This is a genomic window from Marinobacter halodurans, assembly GCF_004327985.1.
In the GTDB taxonomy this organism is placed as follows: domain Bacteria; phylum Pseudomonadota; class Gammaproteobacteria; order Pseudomonadales; family Oleiphilaceae; genus Marinobacter_A; species Marinobacter_A halodurans.
Map to the genome: position 1 here is coordinate 20,028 of NZ_SJDL01000037.1, position 18,849 is coordinate 38,876.

Genomic DNA, 18,849 nt, shown 5'->3' on the forward strand with positions numbered 1-18,849 from the left:
AATGGGCTGGGCTCCCGAGCCAAGCCCATTCCCCGACCAATGTAGCCGATGTTTTAGAGGGTGTTGTAAAAGCTTTCGGGTAAAAGCCTCTCTCCCCTGGTGGGGTGCAGGCGGAAACAGCGAAGCATCGCTTCGCCCGCCGGAACGCCCACAGCCTCTGGATGTGGGCCGGGGCGCGGAGCGGAGGTTTGGAGAGAGGGGGGCGAGGCGAAAGCCTCGCCGGAGATAATCGCCTGGAATAGAAGGGCGCCTCCCCCTCTCCCCGGCCCTCTCCCTCGAGGGGAGAGGGAGTGTACGACGCAGCTCTTGTAGTACCGGGGCTTTTGCAACACCCTCTTTAGCTTCGGAGGTGCCATAGGCGCCCGGGCAGGAGGAATATCAACGTCGGGTCGGAAAAGACGGGGCCCTGGCGGGCCCTCCGAAGCTAAAGCGTCGGCTACATTTCGAATGCAACCCGCCTCGCGAAATCTCTACTTCTCCCGATCGTCCCAAGGATGCACCGGCAACACCGCCTCGGTCACCTCCGAATCGAACTTGGAGCGGAAATAGTCCATCGCCTTCTCCGCTTCCGCCAACTCCTCGAAGCGGGCGATGTGATAGATCGCTTCCCCCTCGTTCACCAGCGGCAGGTTGTTCATGCCGATCACGATGCCGGACACCGACGCCAGCAGCGCGGTTTCCGTCTCGCCGAAGGGATCGGCGATCACCGCCAGCTTCTGGCCCTTACGCACCCGCTGTCCCAGGCGCACGATCGGCCGCATGATGCCGTCGATATCGGCCCGGACCCAGGTGGAACTCTCCGCCAGCTCCGAGCGCTTCCGGACCTTGATGCGCGAAGCCTTCGGGGGAAGCATCTCCAGCGCCCGCATCACGCGGATAATCCCCCGTACACCGCTGGAGATAATGACATCGTCGAAACGCAGCGCCTCGCCGCCTTCGAAGGTAATGACCGGGATATCCAGTGAGTCCGCGTACTCCCTCAGAGTGCCCTCACGCAGGCTGGCATTGAGGATCACCGGGGCACCGAAAGCCTCGGCGATGCGGATGGTTTCCGGATTCTTCAGCTCCGCGCGCACCTGCGGCAGGTTGAAGCGATGGATCGCGCCGGTGTGCAGGTCGATGATATGGGTGACGCTTTCCATGATCTGGGTGCGGAACAGGTAGGCGATCCGTCCACCCAGGGAGCCACTCTCCGACCCCGGGAAGCAACGGTTCAGGTCACGCCGGTCCGGCAGATAGCGGGTGCGCTGCACAAAGCCGAACACGTTGACGATCGGCACCGCGATCAGCGTGCCCCGCAAGTGACGTAAAGCCCCGTATCGCAGGACCCGGCGGATGATCTCGACACCGTTGATCTCGTCGCCGTGGATGGCGGCACAGACCAGCATCACCGGACCATCGCGCCGGCCGTGGACCACTTCCACCGGGATATGCAGCGGCGTGTGGGTATAGAGCTTCGCCACCGGCACTTCCACCGTCTGCCGGGATCCGGCGGGAATTTCGTGTCCCGCAATCTTGAAGGGCGCACGCGCCATCGTCAGCCCCTCCCTTTGGTCCGTGTCTTCCACGGCTTCTGGTTCTTCTCCGTCCAGTCGACGATCATGCCCGCCACGTTCTTGCCGGTGGCCGTTTCAATGCCTTCCAGGCCCGGCGACGAGTTCACCTCCATCACCAGCGGGCCGCGGCTGGAGCGCAGCAGGTCCACGCCGGCCACGTTCAGCCCCATGGCCTTGGCCGCGGCAATCGCCGTGCGCCGCTCTTCCGGGGAAATACGGACCAGCGAGGCCGTCCCGCCCCGGTGCAGGTTGGAGCGGAACTCGCCCTCGCCGGCCTGACGCTTCATGGCGGCGATGACCTTGTCACCGATCACGAAGCAGCGGATGTCGGCGCCGCCGGCCTCCTTGATGAATTCCTGCACCAGGATGTCCGCCTTCAGGCCCATAAAGGCCTCGATCACGCTCTCCGCCGCCTTGCGGGTTTCCGCCAGCACCACACCGATACCCTGGGTGCCCTGCAGCAACTTGATCACCACCGGCGAGCCGCCCACCATGCGGATCAGTTCGGGCACGTCGTCCGGCTTGTTGGCAAAGCCGGTCACCGGCATGCCGACGCCCTTGCGCGCCAGCAGTTGCAGCGAGCGCAGTTTGTCACGGGAGCGGCTGATGGCCACGGATTCATTGACCGGGAACACCCCCATCATCTCGAACTGGCGCAACACGGCCGTGCCGTAGAACGTGACCGACGCACCAATACGCGGGATCACCACATCGAAGTCATCCAGGATTTCCTTTCGATAGTGAATCTCCGGATTGGCGGAGGTGATGTTCATGTAGCAGTGCAGGCAGTCGATTACCCGCACATCATGCCCGCGGTTAATCCCCTCTTCGACCAGGCGACGGGTGGAGTACAGGGATTTGTTGCGGGAAAGCACGGCAATCTTCATTTAGAGCTCCCAGGGACCGGGTCACCGGCCAGATAAGAGTGTTCGGGAACGACCAGCGCACGACCGGACATGGCGGTGCGCCCCAACAGCATGCGGAAACGCATGGTATCGCGGTTGGTCAGGGTCATTTCAATGGGCCAGTGGGCTTCGCCCACCACCACCGTGGTACTGATCACCAGCCGTTGTTCGCGGTGGCCGCCGGAGTCCGAGACCATGCGTTCGTCCAGGACCAGGGCGTCGCATTCCACCACCGAATGCAGGTTGTTCTGCTCCGGGTGGACCCAGAAGCGGACGCGGCGCTCGCCCTTCTCCGTATAGGGCTCCATACGAAACGTGTGCAGACAGGAGGTGCGCGCACCGGTATCAATCTTCGCCTTGATGCGATCGATACCCAGGTCGGGCAGGCCCAACCATTCCCGCCAGCCAAGCGGCGTCAGCGCCAGTGGATCAATGTTCTTCTTGCTTGTCGTCATCGGTTCCTTCCTGTCGGGTCGTCTCCGGAATCAACTGCACCTGGAACGGCGCCGAGGCGCTGCCTGCGTGGATACTGGTTTGCGGGAAGGGGATCTCGATGCCCTCCCGGTCAAACAGGGCCTTGATCGCTTCCATCATGGAACTGCGGCCATCCAGCACCTTGTCCGCGGGGACCCAGTACGAAAACTGCAGGTCCACGGAGGATGGCCCGAAACCGTTGGTCAGGACAAACGGTTTCGGCTCCTCCAGACAGAGTGCGCTGTCCCTGGCCAGGCCCAGCAACAGTTGCTGAACCCGATGCACATTCTCCCGGTAGGCCACGCCGATGGTCAGGTCGAGGCGCCGGATACGGAACCGCGAGCGGTTGATGACCCGGGTCTTGATCAGCGTTTCATTGGGAATCCGGACATACAGGTTGTCGGCGGTACGCAGTTTAACGCTGAGCATATCAATCCCGATCACTTCACCGGTGGTGCCGTCCACTTCGATGAAGTTGCCGATCTCGAAGGGCTTCTCCATCAACAGGAACAGGCCACTGATCATGTTCGAGGCGGACGTCTGCGACGCAAAGCCGATCGCCACCGTCAGTATGCCGGCCGCGCCCAACAGGACATCCGGCGCAAAGCCGGCCTCCCGCAGGGCCGCAATAATAAAGACAACGAAAACCGCATAGAACACCAACCGGCCGAACAGGGCCGTCACATGCCGCGACGACCGGCTGCGCAACAGGCCGCCCATGCCTTTCGACGCCAGGCTTGCCAGCAAAAAGCCCAGGGCCAGCAACACCGCAACCCGCAGCCAGGCGCCCCAGTTGATGCTGCCCAGCTCAAGGGTCAGCGCCTCTCCAATTCCGTCCAACAGCTTTCTCCTATCCGAAAATCCGGCCCAACGCCTTGGTCAGCACGCCACGGTCGTAGCGCATACGCCCGGCGGCCAGCATCTCGCATTCTCCGGCCTCTGCCGGCAAACGCCGGGAGATGCGCATGGCGGCGTGTTCCATGTCGGTATCACACGCCACGGTCACCCGGGGCGTCCAGAGCTGCCCGCGCTCGTTGACGTGCAGCGACAGGTACTGGGTCGGCAGGCTGAACCGTTCCAGCAGCAGCGGCTCCGGTCGCCGGTTACAGATCCGCACCGGACTGATGGCCCGCCATGGCCGCTTGGGCACGGCATCCAGCACCAGCCTGGCAAAGGTCGGGGCCGTGTAGCACAGTTCGCCGTCCATGGTGGAAGGCCCAACCCAGGTCAGGGACGGTTCCGCCAGTGGCAGCTCCATGAGCTGGGTGCGTGTATTTCCCACCAGGATCCGCAGCCAGACCAGGGTCGCCACGTAGATCGTACACTCGCGGCCGGCCGGAATGGTCAACGGCTGGTAGGGCCGAATCATGGTCGGTCGATCCGCCATGGCCGGCATAAACAGGACGTCGCCCGCTTCGTCGGGCCGGATAAACCGGTGCTGGTTGACCTCGCTGCCCGGCAGGACATGACTGACCTGCTGACGCCATTCGGTGCGGTCGGTTTCACCGGCATCCCGCTCCCAGCGCACCTGCCACTCGTTGTCGAGCAGCGTCACCCAGAGCCGGGTTTCACTGAGTTCGTGTTTCTGGGTCTGGCCGGACATCAACTGGAACGCGTGGTTCCAACGGCCGGGTGCATCCTGTGCCTGCTCCATGGTCTATGGTGTATCTCGCGATGAAAGGAAAAACGGATCGACCACGGGGAGCCGATTCCAGCGCACTATTTAGACCGGAAAACCACCGGGCTCAAGTAAGCATTAATCCCCATGGGGAACAGCCGATAAAATTCAATAATTTCATTTAACTATAATCCAAACATCCAGCCGCCGCGAATACATGGTCAGGAAGACAGACGATACAATGTATGGAAGGGACGTGACATGACGCAGCTTGCCTGGTTCCGCAACGATCTCCGGGTCACCGACAACCCGGCCCTGGTCGCCGCCTGTACCGGCGACGGACCGGTGGAAGCCTGCTTCCTGCTGACACCGGGCCAGTGGGCCGAACACGACTGGTCAGCGGCGCGGGTTGCGCTGGTCCTGGATCACCTGGAAGACCTCGGCAGGCAACTGGCCGGGCTGGGGATTCCGCTGCACATCCTGCACTCGGACCGGTTTGACGACAGCCTGGACGCCTTGGCGAATCTGGCCCGCGAGCGTTCCGTAAGCACGATTCACATCAATGAGGAATACGGCGTCAACGAGCGCCAACGGGACAAGAGCGCCCACCAGCGACTGGCCGACCAGGGCATCACCCTGCACAAATACCGGGACCAGACGGTCGCCCCGGTGGGCAGCGTGCTGACCCAACAGGGCGAGCCCTATTCGGTGTTCACGCCATTCTGCCGTCGCTGGTGGGACTGGGTGGAGACCACGCAGCCGCAGTGCCTGGCCATCCCCGCGCCCCAGGGCCCGACGATCCAGGCACCGCCGCGCCCGGCCACCCCGGAGGCCTTTCGGGATCCGCCACCGTCACTCGTGGCCGTGGGCGAAGAGGCCGCACACAGGGCACTGGTGGAATTCCTGGAGAAGCGGGCCGCTCGCTATAAGGAAGACCGGGACTTTCCGGCGATCGACGGCACCAGCCTGGTCTCGCCCTACCTGGCCAGCGGCATCCTGTCCGGCCGACAGTGCCTTACAGCGGCGCAGGACGCCATGCGCCAGCAACGGGATACGACCGGCATCCGGGGCTGGATCAACGAGATCTGCTGGCGGGATTTCTACGTGCACATCCTCTACCACTATCCACGGGTGAGCAGGCACCGGGCCTTCAAGCCAGAGACCGAAGCCTTGGTCTGGAACCGCTCTGAAGAGCATTTGAAAGCGTGGCAGAACGGCGAGACCGGCGTCCCGCTGGTGGACGCCGCCATGCGGCAACTGAGGGAAACCGGCTGGATGCACAACCGCCTGCGCATGGTGACCGCCATGGTCCTGTCCAAGAACCTGTTCCTGGACTGGCGCCAGGGGGAAGCCTGGTTCATGAGCCACCTGGCCGACGGCTTCCTGGCGTCCAACAACGGCGGCTGGCAGTGGAGCGCCTCGACCGGCACCGATGCGGCGCCCTACTTCCGGGTCTTCAACCCGGTCACCCAGAGCGAACGCTTCGATCCGGACGGCGCGTTTATCCGCCGGTTTGTGCCGGAATTGCGGGACCTGGACAACAAACGCATCCACAACCCCGCCGCCGGTGGCACCGTGCCCAAAGGCTATATCCGGCCCATCGTGGACCTGAAGGAAACCCGGAAAGAGGCCATCGCCCGCTTCCAGGCCCTGCGTGATCAGTGATGGTTGACCAGGATCCAGAGCAGTAACGCCGCGTTGACCAGCAGTGACGTGATGGCAATCACCGGCCAGTTCTCCGTGGGCACCCGGTCCATCAACGGCGGGTTATCGGACGGCAGCAACTGCGGGTTGGGATGCTCCAGGTCCTGCAGGAATTCCGACAGGGCCGGGTAGCGATCCTGGGGGCGCAGCGCCACCGCTTTCTCCAGGCAGGCATCCAGCCACTGCGGCAGGTCCGGATTGGCTTCCCGGGCACTGCGATAGCGCAAACGGGCCCGCGCCGACGGTTTGGGTGACCGCGCGTAGGGCAGCCGGCCGGTGAACATTTCATAGGCGATGACGCCCAGGCTGTAGCGGTCCGAAGCCGGCGTGGCGCGCCCGCCTTCCAGGCACTCCGGCGCGGCATAGCTTTCCGTACCGTGGTAGCCGTCGCCATCCCAGGGCACATCGATCTGCTCGATGCCTCGAATTCGCACCGAGCCCAGGTCAATAATCTTCGCGGTGCCGTCCCCGTCGATGACGATATTTTCCGGCTTCAGGTCCTGGTGGATCATCTCCAGCCGGTGCAGCGCCCGCACCCCGGCGGCGACCTGGCGTATGATACCGCGCACCTCGGCCGGTTCCGGATGCGGATGATCGTTCATCCACGCCCGCAGGGTCGGCCCGTCCACGTATTCGGTCAGGCAGTACAGGCACTGGCGGTTCTCCGGCGGTTCCAGGAAACGAACCACATGCGGATTGCTGACCCGTCGCGCCACCCAGGATTCGGTCATGAACCGGTCAATGTAGGCCGGATCGTCCACGTAGTTGGGCGACGGCGTTTTCATCGCCACCAGCGGCTGGCCGTTGTCCGGCGACGCCAGATAGACCTGGGTACGCCGGCTGCTGTGCAATTCCCGAATGATGCGATAACCGTCCAGCGACTGGCCGGGCTGTAGCGGCGGCGGGAACGGCAATGCACTCAGGCGTTCATAGTGAGCTTCCAGATCCTGTGAGGGCAGATGGTCGACCGCCACCACCTGGGCGCTGAGATTGTCCGGGCTGGCGTTTTCCAGGGCGTGGGTCACCAGCCATTCGGCGGCGGTTTCCGGATCCTCGACGCCTGCGCCTTCCCGCAGTTCCGCCGCCGACAGGTAGCCGTGAACGCCATCGGTGGTGAGGATCAGCCGGTCACCGGGCTCCAACGCCACCCGGGCCACGTCGATTTCCACGTTCACTTCCACACCCATGGCCCGGGACAGGGCCTGGCGGTCGCCGGACACCACCACGTGATGGTCCTGGGTCAGGCACTCCAGGTCGCCGCCCCGCAACAGGTAGACGCGGCTGTCGCCCACATGGAACACATAGGCCCGGCTGTTCTTGATCACCAGCCCGCTGAAGGTACAGATCATGCCGCCGGCACCGCCGTGGCTGGCGTGACCGCGGCCATGCAGCCAGCGGTTGAGGGCCCCCAGCACCCTGCTGGCCGAAGTTTCCACGGCCCAGGAATCCGGCGTGCTGTAGTAGTCGTGCAGGAAACCGGTCACGCAGGCCTGCGCCGCCTCGCGACCCGCCCGGGACGCACTGACGCCATCGGCAATCACCGCCGCCACCCCTTTAAGCAACAGCGTCTCGCCTTCCGGGTAGCGGGCCCCGAGGCTGTCCTGATTCTCCGGCTTGCGCCCGGCACTGCTGAACTGCCCCAGGCGCAGCATTAAACGTCCGCTCATGGCACCTCGATCATCCGTACCGAACCGTCCGGCATGACTTCGCTGGTCTGCGGGCTGGGCTCATCCATGAACAGCGCCACCAGCACCAGGATGGCCAGGGCCACCGCGCCCAGCACATAGAAGAAGACGGCCGGCGACACCTGCGCCAGCACCACCAGGAAGACCACACCGCCGACATTGCCGTAGGCGCCCGCCATGCCGGCCACCTGCCCGGTCAGCCGGCGCTTGACCAGCGGCACCGAGGCGTAGACGGCACCGCAGCCACCCTGCACGAACACGGAGCAGAAGATCACCAGCAGGACCGCCAGCGGCAACGGCCAGCTGCCGTTGATCTGGCCCATCAGCAGATAGCCGACACTGATGCCGGCCAGCATCAGCAGCAGGATCAGCTTGCGACCACAGCGGTCCGCCAGGTACCCGCCACCGGGCCGACCAAACAGGTTCATCAGCGCGAAACTGCCCCCCAGCATGCCCGCCAGCACCGGCGAGATGTCGAAGGTATCCAGGAAATACAGCGGCAGCATGGACACCACCGCCAGCTCCGAGCCAAAGCTGGCCATGTAGACCAGGTCCAGCAACGCCACCTGCTTGAACGCATAGCGGTCGAAATCCGGAACCGGCTCGCGGAAGACATGGCCGTTCACCTGCCAGATCCGCAGCAACTGGAACGCGCACATGACGGCGATCACCCCATAGATCAGGTTGGTGGTGGTCACGCCCACCAGACCCAGCTTGGCGGGCCCCAGTTGCCAGGCGATCAGCCCCATGGCCAGGAACAGCGGCAGGTTCATGATCACGTAGAGCACGAAATCCCCCTTGCTGGTGACTTCCATCGCCCCGCCTTTTTTGGGCTTGAAGTAGGTCGAGCCTTTTGGTGTGTCCCGCACCATGGCGTAGAACAGCACGGCATAGACGATCGACAGCACGCCTGTGGCCGCGACCGCCCAGCGCCAGCCATCGTCCCCGCCGAAGGCCAGCGCCAGGGCCGGCATCGAGAGGCCGGCAAAGGCGGCGCCGAAGTTGCCCCAGCCGCCGTAAATGCCTTCCGCCAGCCCCAGCTCATAGGCCGGATACCACTCGCTGATCAGGCGAATGCCCACCACAAAACCGGCGCCGACAAACCCCAGCAGGAAACGGCTCATGGCCAGGGATTCAAAGGAATCCGCCATGGCAAAGGCCACACAGATAAAACCCGAGAGGATGAGCACCAGCGCATAGACCCGGCGCGGGCCCAGCGCATCCACCAGCATGCCGATCAGGATGCGGGCGGGAATCGTCAGCGCCACGTTCAGCAGCAGGATCGCGTTGACTTCGCTGGTGGTCAGCCCGAACTGCTCACGGATGGTCACCATCAGCGGCGCGTGGTTGAACCACACCAGAAAGCTGATGAAGAACGCCATCCAGCTCAGATGGAGGACGCGGGTCTTGCCCTGGAAGGAGAGGAAACGAAAGGAACCGTTCGACATACACCTGCCTTTACCGAAAGAAAGAATGGCCTCGGGCAGGCTGCCTTACCGCTGGAGATGAGTCGGCCACGAGCGCCGGGCGCCCGTTAAGCCATGGGATCGGACCGATCGGAAGACGGTCGTCGCTCATCGACGGCAGGAGGGGCAATCACGGGTCATTACCGTGATCCCACTCCCCGTTCAGCAGCGACGCCCTTGCCGGCAGCCTTTCCCGGAGTGAATAGACGGTGCATGGGAAGCAATCGACGTACCAATGGCGCTATTTCGGCGCAGGACGGGCATTTGGGGATTGGACGGGGTTTTGGGGCGGGAGGAAATTGCACCAGGACGGCACCGCACCGGGCGCCAACGTTCCATTAAAGTGCGCGGACAGGACCCCGTCGCGAACCGCGACAGGGCATTCACGAGTCAGTGACGGCCACCACAGACCGGGCAACCGGGATCCCGTGCCAGCTTCATCTCACGCCACTCCATGCGCCAGGCATCCAGCAACAGCAGACGGCCGACCAGCGACCGGCCGACACCGGCCAGCACCTTGATGGCCTCCATCGCCTGGCAGGCGCCGATCATGCCCACCAGCGGACCGATGACGCCCGCCTCGGAGCAGCGCAGGTCCTCATCGCCGGTTTCCGGATACAGGCACTGGTAGCAGGGTTGGTCCGCCTCGCGTGTATCGAACACACTCACCTGCCCTTCCCCGCGAATCGCCGCACCGGACACCAGCGGCACGCCGGCGTCGACACAGGCGCGGTTGATGGCAAAGCGGGTGGCGAAGTTGTCGGTGCAATCCACCACCAGGGAGGCGGCGGCGACTTGCGCCTGCAGGGCATCGCCTTCGAGGCGCGATTCGATGGCGTCCACCGCGATCTCCGGATTCATCGATCGGACGGCCTCCGCCAGACGGCTCGCCTTGGGCAGGTCCAGGTCGTCCTGGCGGAACGCCACCTGGCGCTGCAGGTTCGCCATCTCCACCCGGTCGTCGTCGGCAACCACCAGGTGGCCCACACCGGCCCCGCCCAGATAGAGCGCCACCGGGCACCCCAGACCGCCGGCCCCCACAATCAGCACACGGGCCTGCTTGAGTCGCAGCTGCCCCTGCACGTCCAACTGTGGCAACAGCAGCTGGCGGCTGTAACGCATCAGTTCGTTATCCGTCAGCATTGCATTCTCCCTTCCCGATTCGTCCCAGGGTGTACCGGTCATTGTCGCCATAATCACGCCCGGTCTCGACCTCGCTGAAACCGGCCGCCAGGAACAGATCGCGCACGGCCGCGCCCTGGTCGTAACCGTGCTCCACCAGCAGCCACCCACCCGGTTGCAACCAATCCGGTGCGGTTGCGGCAATCTCGCGGATGTCGTCCAGCCCGTCGGCCCCGGCCACCAGGGCCGACGCCGGCTCGAAGCGGACATCGCCCTCGTCCAGGTGATGGTCGCTCTCGGCAATATAGGGCGGGTTGCTGATGATCAGGTCGAACCCGGCAGCGGTCAGATTCCGGAACCAATGACTCCGGTGCACTTGAACCGACAACCCCAACCGTTCCGCGTTGCGTCGGGCCAGCGCCACCGCGTCCTCCACCGCATCGGTGGCACTGACGGACCAATCGGGCTTCTCGCTGGCCAGCGCCAGGGCAATGGCCCCGGTTCCGGTCCCCAGATCCAGAACCCGGGCCTGTTCCGGCAACGGCAAAGCCAGCGTCGCTTCCACCAGGCACTCGGTATCGGGACGGGGAATGAGTGTGCGGTCACTGACCTCGAGCGTCAGCGTCCAGAAGCCCCGATGGCCCAGCAGGTGGGCGACCGGGTGGCCGGCGACCCGGCGTTCGACCAGGGTCCGGAAACGGGCGGCATCGGCCGGCGCCACCTCATGCTCGGGCCAGGTACGGAACCAGGTGGGATTGCGGTCGAGCACGGCTTCCAGCAGCAACTCGGCATCCAGCCGCGGCGAATCACCGCCAATACGGGCAGCGGCATCGGCGAGAAGAGCGGCGACGGTGTCGGGTGCGTTACTCATCCGCCTGGCTGGCCAGCAACTCGGCCTGGCGCTCCTGTTGCAACGGACCGATCACCGGGGACAGGTCGCCGGCAATCACTTCGTCGAGCTTGTACAGGGTCAGGTTGATGCGGTGATCGGTCACCCGGCCCTGGGGGAAATTGTACGTGCGGATCCGCTCCGAGCGATCGCCGCTACCCACCAGGCTCTTGCGTTGGGCGGCTTCGGACTGCTGCTGGCGCTCGGTCTCGGCGTCCTGCAACCGGGCCGACAGCAGGCTCATGGCCTTGGCGCGGTTCTTGTGCTGGGACCGCTCGTCCTGGCACTCCACCACGATGCCAGTCGGCAGGTGGGTAATGCGGATCGCGGAATCCGTCTTGTTGACGTGCTGACCACCGGCGCCGGACGCCCGGAAGGTGTCCACCCGCAGGTCCGCCTTGTTGATCTCGATGGCGTCCGCCTCGTCGGCTTCCGGCATCACCGCCACCGTGCAGGCGGAGGTGTGGATACGGCCCTGGGATTCGGTTTCCGGGACCCGCTGTACCCGGTGGGCACCGGATTCGAATTTCAGCGCGCCGTAGACCTGGTCGCCGGTCACCCGGGTGATGATTTCCTTGTAGCCACCGTGTTCGCCGGGGCTGTCGCTGATCACCTCGACTTTCCAGCCGCGGGTTTCGGCAAAACGGCTGTACATGCGGAACAGGTCGCCGGCAAACAGGGCCGCCTCGTCGCCACCGGTGCCGGCGCGAATTTCCAGGAAGGCGTTCTTGCCGTCGTCCGGGTCCCGCGGCATCATCAGGCGCTGCAGCTCTTCGTCGAGTTGCTCCACCTTCTGGCGGGCCGATGCCAGCTCTTCCTCAGCCATCTCGCGCATGTCGGCATCGCCGTCACGCAGCAGCTCCCGGGCTTCGGCCACATCGGCATTGGCGCGCTGATAGGCCTGGTAGCACTGGACCACCGGTTCGATGTCCGCAAACTCCTTGGAAAGCTCCCGGAAGCGCTCCTGGTTGGCGATAATGGACTGGTCGCTGAGCAACGCGCTCACTTCCTCGAATCGGTCGTTGAGCCGATCAAGTTTGGTCTGAATCGAAGGTTTCATGCCGTGTCCAGGTCAGCGGACCCGAGCGGGTCCGGAAAAAGCGTGGTCAGATCTTATCATTGAATTGGGATTGAGGCGCAGGGTCCGGCTCATCGGAGGTGTCCGCCGCCGACGGGGGTGCCAGCAGATCGTCCTGGGCACGGCCCAGCTGGTGCAACTCGCGCAGCCAGTAGGTGACTTCGGTGCGGCCTTCCGCGGTGGCCTTGCGCACCTGGACCGACGGTTCATGCAGCAGCTTGTTGGTAATCCCGCGCGCCAGACTGCGCAACAGGGTCTCCGGATCGCCGCCGTTGCGCAACTGCCTGAGCGCCCGCTCGACTTCCAGGTCACGCAGCTCCTCGGCATGGTTGCGGTATTGCTTGAGGGTGGAGACCGCATCCAGCGCCCGCAACTGATAGAGGAAGTCATCCGTACCGGACTCGATCAGCCGCTCGGCTTCCCGCGCGGCGCCTTCCCGGGACCGCACATTCTCCTCGATCACCTGGCGCAGGTCGTCGACGGCGTAGAGGTACACATCGTCCATCTGCGCCACTTCCGGCTCGATATCCCGCGGGACCGCCAGATCCACCATGAAATACGGCCGGTGTTTACGGATTTTCAGGGCGCGCTCGACCGCCCCCTTGCCCAGTACCGGCAGTTGGCTGGCGGTGGACGCAATCACGATGTCCACGCCGGGCAGGTGCTCGGGGATATCCGACAACAGGATACCGTGACCGCCGTGCTGCCGGGCCACTTCCTGGGCCCGTTCCAGTGTCCGGTTGGCCACGATCAGCGAGGGCACACCGGCCTGACGCAGGTGGCTGGCCACCAGGTCGATGGTGCGGCCGGCCCCGATCAACAGGGCCCTGTTGCGGCGCAGGTCGGAAAAGATGTTGCGTGCCATGCTCACCGCGGCATAGGCCACCGACACCGGATTCTCACCGATGGTGGTTTCGGTCCGGACCCGTTTGGCCACGGAAAAACTCTGCTCGAACAGCCGTGACAGCAGCGAACCACTGGCGCCATGGGACCGGGCCAGCGCATAGGCTTCCTTCAACTGGCCCAGGATCTGGGGCTCGCCCAGCACCATGGAATCCAGCCCGGACGCCACCCGCATCATGTGACGGACGGCTTCGGCGTTGGTGTAGACATAGAAGGACTCCGCCAGCTCGTCGACATCCATATCGTGGAATCCGGCGATCCAGCGCAGCACGGCGTCGGCGCAGTCGTCCTCAGCCGCGAGGTAGAGCTCGGTGCGATTACAGGTGGACAGGATGGCCGCTTCGCCGACACCACCGACGACCTTCAGGGCCGCGAACGCCTCCCCCATATGCTCCGGGGTGAACGCCACCCGCTCCCGCAGCTCGAGGGGGGCGGTTCGGTGATTGATGCCCAGTGTCAATAAAGCCATCGAACAGCGAAAACCTGTAACCAGATAAATAGGAAAGTAGGATACTTCTTAACGCCTCATTCTAGCGACGGCATCCCGACGGCGCTACCCACGGGTTACCGCTACGCCACCTACTTTGGTACCGAATCAGCCCGGGACCGCATGAGAAAACAGTCATTGGGCAAGCGTTTAGCCTTGTGCCATTATAAGCCAGCAACAATGGAGCCTCGGACTCATTGCAGAGCGTCTCCGGTTTTCAGGGTGCTGGACTCCCGGCGCCATGGCTCCTGGCCATGGCGATGCGGGACGACCCGCTCAGACCGGAAGCGCCGCGTCGATTTGCCGCACCAGATCCGGCAGCTTTCAGGGCGCCCCCGGAAGTGAGTCAGTGGCCTCCGACTCAGGAATGTTATTTCCAGTGATTCCGCGAACTTTTACAGGGATGTGCTGACAGACGTGACGACACGCGAATGGATTAATCAGAGGTCCCTCAAGCCAATGGCCATCGGACGTACCATGAAACCTGTTTTTTCTGTTGTAACCGTCCTTCTGGGACTCGGGCTCGCAGGCTGCGCCAACCTATCCGGGACAGATAACCAGACCGATACCGGAAAATCGACCGAACAGCAGGCCGTTACGCCGCCCCCCGAAGACAAGATCAATTACGCCGATTTCGATCAGGACACGCTCTACAGCCTGCTTGCGGCCGAAGTCGCCGCCCAGCGTGGCCGCTACGACGTCACCCTGGTCAACTACGTGGAAGCGGCCAAATCATCCCGCGACCTGGGCGTGATCAAACGCGCCATGCGCATCGCCCAGTCCCTGAACGCCGACAACGCCCAGTTGCAACTGGCCAACCTGTGGCTCGAGGTAGAACCGGACAGCCTGGAGGCTCACCGGGTTGCGGCCATCCAGTATGTCCGCCAGAAAGACTTCGACCTGGCGCTCTACCACATGGAGCAGATCCTGGCCCAGGGCGAGGATGCGGACTTCGACGACCTTGCCGCCCTCTCGGCGCGCCTGCCCAAGGAAGACCAGGCACAGCTGCTGAAACTCTACCAGGACCTGGAGAAACGCCACCCGGACAACCGCGAGATCCAGTATGGCATCGCCCTGCTGCTCAAGTCCCAGGGCGATCCCCAGGCCGCCATGGACAAGCTGGATCCGTTGCTGGACGATTCGAAACAGCCGGTTTTCCAGCCCGCGATCATCCTGCGCGGCGACCTGCTCTACCAAATGGGACAAAAGAAAGAAGCCCTGGATTACCTGCGCTACCAGTCCCGTCGCTATCCGGACAATCGCAAGCTGGGCACCCTTTATGGCCGCATGCTGATTGAAGAGAAGCAGATGCAAGCGGCCGAAGACCAGTTCGAGGACCTGATGACGCGCTTCCCGGATGTTCCGGAACTGCGCCTGTCCTACGCCCTGGTGGCCCTGGAGAACGGCAATACCGACGATGCCCGGGAGTCGCTGCAGATCCTCGTCGACCAGCAGGAGCATGCCAACGAGGCGCATTACTACCTGGGCCGCATCGCCGACGAGGCAGGCGACACCCAGGAGGCGATCTCGCAGTACAGCCAGGTGAGCGAGGGCAACCACTTCCTGCCAGCCGTCTCCCGCGTCACCTACCTGCGCGGCAGCACCGGCGATCTCGACAACGCCCTGCGGGACCTGCGCGCCCTGCGCCAGCAAATGCCGGACCTGGCGGAAAGCCTCTGGCTGGTGGAGGTCAACACCCTGCTCGACCTGGACCAGAATGACGACGCCCTTGGCGCCGCCACCGAGGCCCTGCAATCGTTCCCGGACAACGCCCGCATCCGCTACGCCCGGGCCATGCTGTTCGACGAACTGGGCCGTACCGAAGAAGCCGAGGCCGACCTGCGCCAGATCATCGACAGCCATCCGGACAATGCCGTGGCGCTGAATGCCCTCGGCTACATCCTCACCGAGAAAACCGACCGGCTGAAGGAAGCCCGGGAACTGCTGGAGAAAGCCCTCAAGCTGGACCCGGACAACCCCGCCATCCTCGACAGTGTCGGCTGGGTCCACTACAAACTCGGCAACATGGCCCAGGCGCTGGATTACCTGCGCCGCGCCTATGACGCCTTCCCTGACCCGGAAGTGGCGGCTCATTATGGCGAGGTACTCTACGTCAATGGCGATAAGGACCAGGCCCGCGTGGTCTGGCGCCGCGCCCTGGACGAGCATCCGGACGACACCCTGATTCCGGCCACCATGGAGCGGCTGGGTGAGGAGCGGGATCTTTGAGTTCGTCCCCAATGACCGCGCTGCGGTACGGCGCTGCCCTGATCCTGATACTGACGCTAGCCGCCTGTGCCAGCGTTCCCAAGGCACCTCTGCCGGATGGCCTGACCAACCAGCCGCCGGCTGGCTGGGCCGGGCGCAGCGCCCAACTGGCGCAGCTCACCCGCTGGGAGCTGCAGGGCAAACTGGCAGTCAAGCAGCCCGATGACAGTGGTTCGGCCATCATCAACCAGTGGCAGCAGATGGACGGGCAGTACCACCTGCTGCTGTCCTCGGCCTTTCTCGGCGTCGGACGCACCGAGCTGGAAGGCATGCCCGGCTACCTCAGCCTGACCATGCCGGACGGCAAGAATTACCGATCCAACGACCCCCAGGCGCTGATCCAGGCGGCCACGGGCTGGCATTTCCCGCTGGAGAGCCTGACCTGGTGGATTCGCGGCCTGCCGGCGCCGGGCGATGACTTCGAGCTCCTGTTCGACAAGAGCGGCGAACTGGCGGCTATCCGTCAGCAGGGCTGGGACATCCGCATCGACCGCCGTCAGTCCTTTATCGACGGTTACCCGGCACTCCCGGCGCGCATCACCGCCCTCAAGGGGGATCGCCGCATACGGCTGGTGATCACACAGTGGCAGGCGCTCGGCAAGCAGACATGACGCTCACACTGCCGGCGCCGGCCAAGCTCAACCTCTTCCTGCATATCATCGGACGCCGTCCCGACGGCTACCATGAGCTCCAGACCCTGTTCCAGTTTCTCGAACATGGCGACGAGCTGACCTTTTCCCCCACCTCCGGCTCCCGGGTCACCCTGGAACCGGCCATCGACGGGGTCCCGCAGGAAAACAACCTCATCATGCGGGCCGCCCGCCTGCTGCAGGCCGAAGCCGGCCGGGAGCTGCCGGGCGTCCATATTCACCTGACCAAGCGACTGCCTATGGGCGGCGGTATCGGCGGCGGCAGCTCCGACGCCGCGACCACACTGCTCGGCCTCAACCATTTCTGGCAACTGGGCCTGTCGATCGACCGCCTGGCGGAACTGGGTCTGCAACTGGGTGCGGATGTGCCGGTCTTCGTGCGGGGTCACGCGGCGTTTGCCGAAGGCATCGGCGAGAAGCTGACCCCCTGTGATCCTCCCGAAGACTGGTATGTCGTGATCAAACCGGACTGCAACATAAACACTGGAATGATTTTTTCCGAGGAAGGGTTGACAAGGAATACACCGCCAATCACAATAGCGCCCGCTTTTGAGGGAGACGCCTCAAGGTACCGAAACGACTGTGAGGATATAGTCTGTAAGCTGTATCCTGAGGTTGAAAAAAGCCGGGACTGGCTTTCACAATTCGGACCTGCAAGATTAACCGGAACCGGGGCTTGCATATTTGGACGTTTCCCAACAGAATCCAAGGCCCTCGAGGTTTGGGATTCCAGACCCTCCGGCATCACCGGGTTCGTCACGAGAGGGGTGAACAGTTCACCGCTTCACACAAAGCTGACAGAGCTAGACTGATGCCGAAAAAGCACGATACTGGGGTGTCGCCAAGTGGTAAGGCAACGGGTTTTGATCCCGTCATTCGCAGGTTCGAGTCCTGCCACCCCAGCCACCTTTCTCCCGCTTCTTCTGAACTCAACGCTGAAACTGAGAAGGACTCCGTCGTGTCCAAGTTAATGATTTTCGCCGGCAACGCCCACCCGGAACTCGCCCGCAGTATCGCCCAGAAGCTGCACATTCCATTGGGTGAAGCGACCGTCGGCAAATTCAGCGATGGCGAAACCACCGTTGAAATCAACGAAAATGTCCGTGGCCACGATGTCTTCATCATCCAGCCGACCTGCTACCCAACCAACGACAACCTGATGGAACTGATCGTGATGGCCGATGCCCTGCGTCGCGCGTCCGCCACACGCATCACCGCCGTCGTGCCCTACTACGGCTATGCCCGCCAGGATCGTCGCGTACGTTCCACCCGGGTGTCCATCAGCGCCAAGGTCGTGGCGGACATGATCACCAGCATCGGCATCGACCGGGTCCTGACCGTCGACCTGCACGCCGACCAGATCCAGGGCTTCTTCGACATCCCGGTGGACAACATCTATGCCACCCCGGTCCTGCTCGACGACATCGAACGCCAGCGCTTCGAAAACTTCATCGTGGTGTCCCCGGACGTGGGCGGCGTGGTTCGCGCCCGGGCCGTGGCCAAGCGCCTGAACGATGCCGACCTGGCCATCATCGACAAGCGTCGTCCGAAGGCCAACGTCTCCCAGGTGATGCACATCATCGGTGACGTGCAGGACAAGACCTGCATCCTGGTGGACGATATCGTCGACACCGCAGGCACCCTGTGCAAGGCGGCCAACGCGCTGAAAGAGCACGGCGCCTCCCGCGTCGTCGCCTACATCACCCACCCGGTCCTGTCCGGTCCGGCGATCGAGAACATCAACGCCTCGCAACTGGACGAGCTCGTGGTCTGTGACACCATTCCGCTGGGTGACAAAGCGCGCAATTGTGATAAAATCCGCCCCCTCGAAATGGCCGGACTGCTGGCTGAATCGATCCGTCGCGTCAGCAACGAAGAATCGATCAGCGCGATGTTTGAGTAAGTCCGCGATTTTACTGAATTAATGAACAGGGAGCCCACAAAGGGCTCCTTGTTTGTTTGAGCCCCGGAAAATGGTTTCGGCTGGTTTCCGGGATTTTGGAACCACCCTGCTGATCTTGGTCGCGAGACAGCAACGGTGAAC

The 18,849-nt window shown here is 63.7% G+C and carries 16 protein-coding genes and 1 tRNA gene; 6 read left to right on the forward strand and 11 right to left on the reverse strand.

Annotated elements, in window-relative coordinates; translation table 11 throughout:
* Positions 1–470: 470 nt before the first annotated feature.
* The 5 genes from EZI54_RS18830 to EZI54_RS18850 are packed head-to-tail and all read right to left on the reverse strand — an operon-like array spanning position 471 to position 4,589.
* Positions 471–1,535: a succinylglutamate desuccinylase/aspartoacylase family protein gene (locus EZI54_RS18830; protein WP_131483431.1), complete on the reverse strand. Its 1,065-nt coding sequence runs from the start codon at positions 1,533–1,535 to the stop codon at positions 471–473.
* A 2-nt stretch (positions 1,536–1,537) separates the two neighbouring features.
* Complete coding sequence (rimK, locus tag EZI54_RS18835) at positions 1,538–2,443, reverse strand: 30S ribosomal protein S6--L-glutamate ligase (protein ID WP_123635741.1); 906 nt, start codon at positions 2,441–2,443, stop codon at positions 1,538–1,540.
* Positions 2,440–2,916, reverse strand: a complete 477-nt coding sequence (locus tag EZI54_RS18840; protein ID WP_131483432.1) for an ATP-dependent zinc protease family protein — start codon at positions 2,914–2,916, stop codon at positions 2,440–2,442. Before EZI54_RS18840 ends, rimK begins: the two co-directional genes overlap by 4 nt.
* Positions 2,891–3,778 carry a mechanosensitive ion channel family protein gene (locus EZI54_RS18845; protein WP_423227011.1) on the reverse strand — a complete coding sequence of 296 codons (888 nt, stop codon included), beginning with the start codon at positions 3,776–3,778 and terminating at the stop codon, positions 2,891–2,893. Before EZI54_RS18845 ends, EZI54_RS18840 begins: the two co-directional genes overlap by 26 nt.
* 7 nt (positions 3,779–3,785) lie before the next feature.
* Positions 3,786–4,589 carry a hypothetical protein gene (locus EZI54_RS18850; protein WP_131483433.1) on the reverse strand — a complete coding sequence of 268 codons (804 nt, stop codon included), beginning with the start codon at positions 4,587–4,589 and terminating at the stop codon, positions 3,786–3,788.
* Between the two features lie 225 nt (positions 4,590–4,814).
* On the opposite strand from EZI54_RS18850, the gene phrB reads away from it, so the two are divergent.
* On the forward strand, positions 4,815–6,218 hold the full coding sequence (phrB, locus tag EZI54_RS18855; RefSeq protein ID WP_131483434.1) for a deoxyribodipyrimidine photo-lyase: 1,404 nt from the start codon (positions 4,815–4,817) through the stop codon (positions 6,216–6,218).
* Here the strand turns inward: phrB and EZI54_RS18860 are convergent.
* The 6 genes from EZI54_RS18860 to hemA all read right to left on the reverse strand — a co-directional run bounded on the left by EZI54_RS18860 (position 6,212) and on the right by hemA (position 13,869).
* On the reverse strand, positions 6,212–7,924 hold the full coding sequence (locus tag EZI54_RS18860) for a bifunctional protein-serine/threonine kinase/phosphatase (RefSeq protein ID WP_131483435.1): 1,713 nt from the start codon (positions 7,922–7,924) through the stop codon (positions 6,212–6,214). The genes phrB and EZI54_RS18860 overlap by 7 nt on opposite strands.
* Positions 7,921–9,390 carry a NarK family nitrate/nitrite MFS transporter gene (locus EZI54_RS18865; protein WP_131483436.1) on the reverse strand — a complete coding sequence of 490 codons (1,470 nt, stop codon included), beginning with the start codon at positions 9,388–9,390 and terminating at the stop codon, positions 7,921–7,923. Before EZI54_RS18865 ends, EZI54_RS18860 begins: the two co-directional genes overlap by 4 nt.
* 408 nt (positions 9,391–9,798) lie before the next feature.
* Positions 9,799–10,551 (reverse strand): HesA/MoeB/ThiF family protein, encoded by a 753-nt coding sequence (locus tag EZI54_RS18870; protein ID WP_131483437.1) that lies wholly within the window; start codon positions 10,549–10,551, stop codon positions 9,799–9,801.
* Entirely contained in the window at positions 10,538–11,401 is an 864-nt protein-coding gene (gene prmC, locus EZI54_RS18875) for a peptide chain release factor N(5)-glutamine methyltransferase (RefSeq protein ID WP_131483438.1), read from the reverse strand. Before prmC ends, EZI54_RS18870 begins: the two co-directional genes overlap by 14 nt.
* The gene (gene prfA / locus EZI54_RS18880) at positions 11,394–12,479 is read right to left on the reverse strand and encodes a peptide chain release factor 1 (protein ID WP_131483439.1); all 1,086 of its coding nucleotides are present in this window, start codon (positions 12,477–12,479) and stop codon (positions 11,394–11,396) included. The genes prmC and prfA overlap by 8 nt, the downstream gene beginning before the upstream one ends.
* Positions 12,480–12,525: 46 nt before the next feature.
* A complete protein-coding gene (gene hemA, locus EZI54_RS18885; RefSeq protein WP_131483440.1) occupies positions 12,526–13,869 on the reverse strand; it encodes a glutamyl-tRNA reductase in 1,344 nt (447 codons plus the stop codon).
* A gap of 495 nt (positions 13,870–14,364) precedes the next feature.
* Between hemA and EZI54_RS18890 the strand changes: the two genes are divergently transcribed.
* The 5 genes from EZI54_RS18890 to EZI54_RS18910 all read left to right on the forward strand — a co-directional run bounded on the left by EZI54_RS18890 (position 14,365) and on the right by EZI54_RS18910 (position 18,708).
* Positions 14,365–16,116, forward strand: a complete 1,752-nt coding sequence (locus tag EZI54_RS18890; RefSeq protein ID WP_131483441.1) for a tetratricopeptide repeat protein — start codon at positions 14,365–14,367, stop codon at positions 16,114–16,116.
* Positions 16,117–16,127: 11 nt separating this feature from the next.
* On the forward strand, positions 16,128–16,766 hold the full coding sequence (gene lolB / locus EZI54_RS18895) for a lipoprotein insertase outer membrane protein LolB (RefSeq protein WP_131483458.1): 639 nt from the start codon (positions 16,128–16,130) through the stop codon (positions 16,764–16,766).
* A complete protein-coding gene (gene ispE / locus EZI54_RS18900; protein WP_131483442.1) occupies positions 16,763–17,617 on the forward strand; it encodes a 4-(cytidine 5'-diphospho)-2-C-methyl-D-erythritol kinase in 855 nt (284 codons plus the stop codon). Before lolB ends, ispE begins: the two co-directional genes overlap by 4 nt.
* A 19-nt stretch (positions 17,618–17,636) precedes the next feature.
* Positions 17,637–17,711, forward strand: a tRNA-Gln gene (locus EZI54_RS18905).
* Positions 17,712–17,763: 52 nt separating this feature from the next.
* Complete coding sequence (locus EZI54_RS18910) at positions 17,764–18,708, forward strand: ribose-phosphate diphosphokinase (RefSeq protein ID WP_131483443.1); 945 nt, start codon at positions 17,764–17,766, stop codon at positions 18,706–18,708.
* The last annotated feature ends 141 nt before the right edge of the window (positions 18,709–18,849 follow it).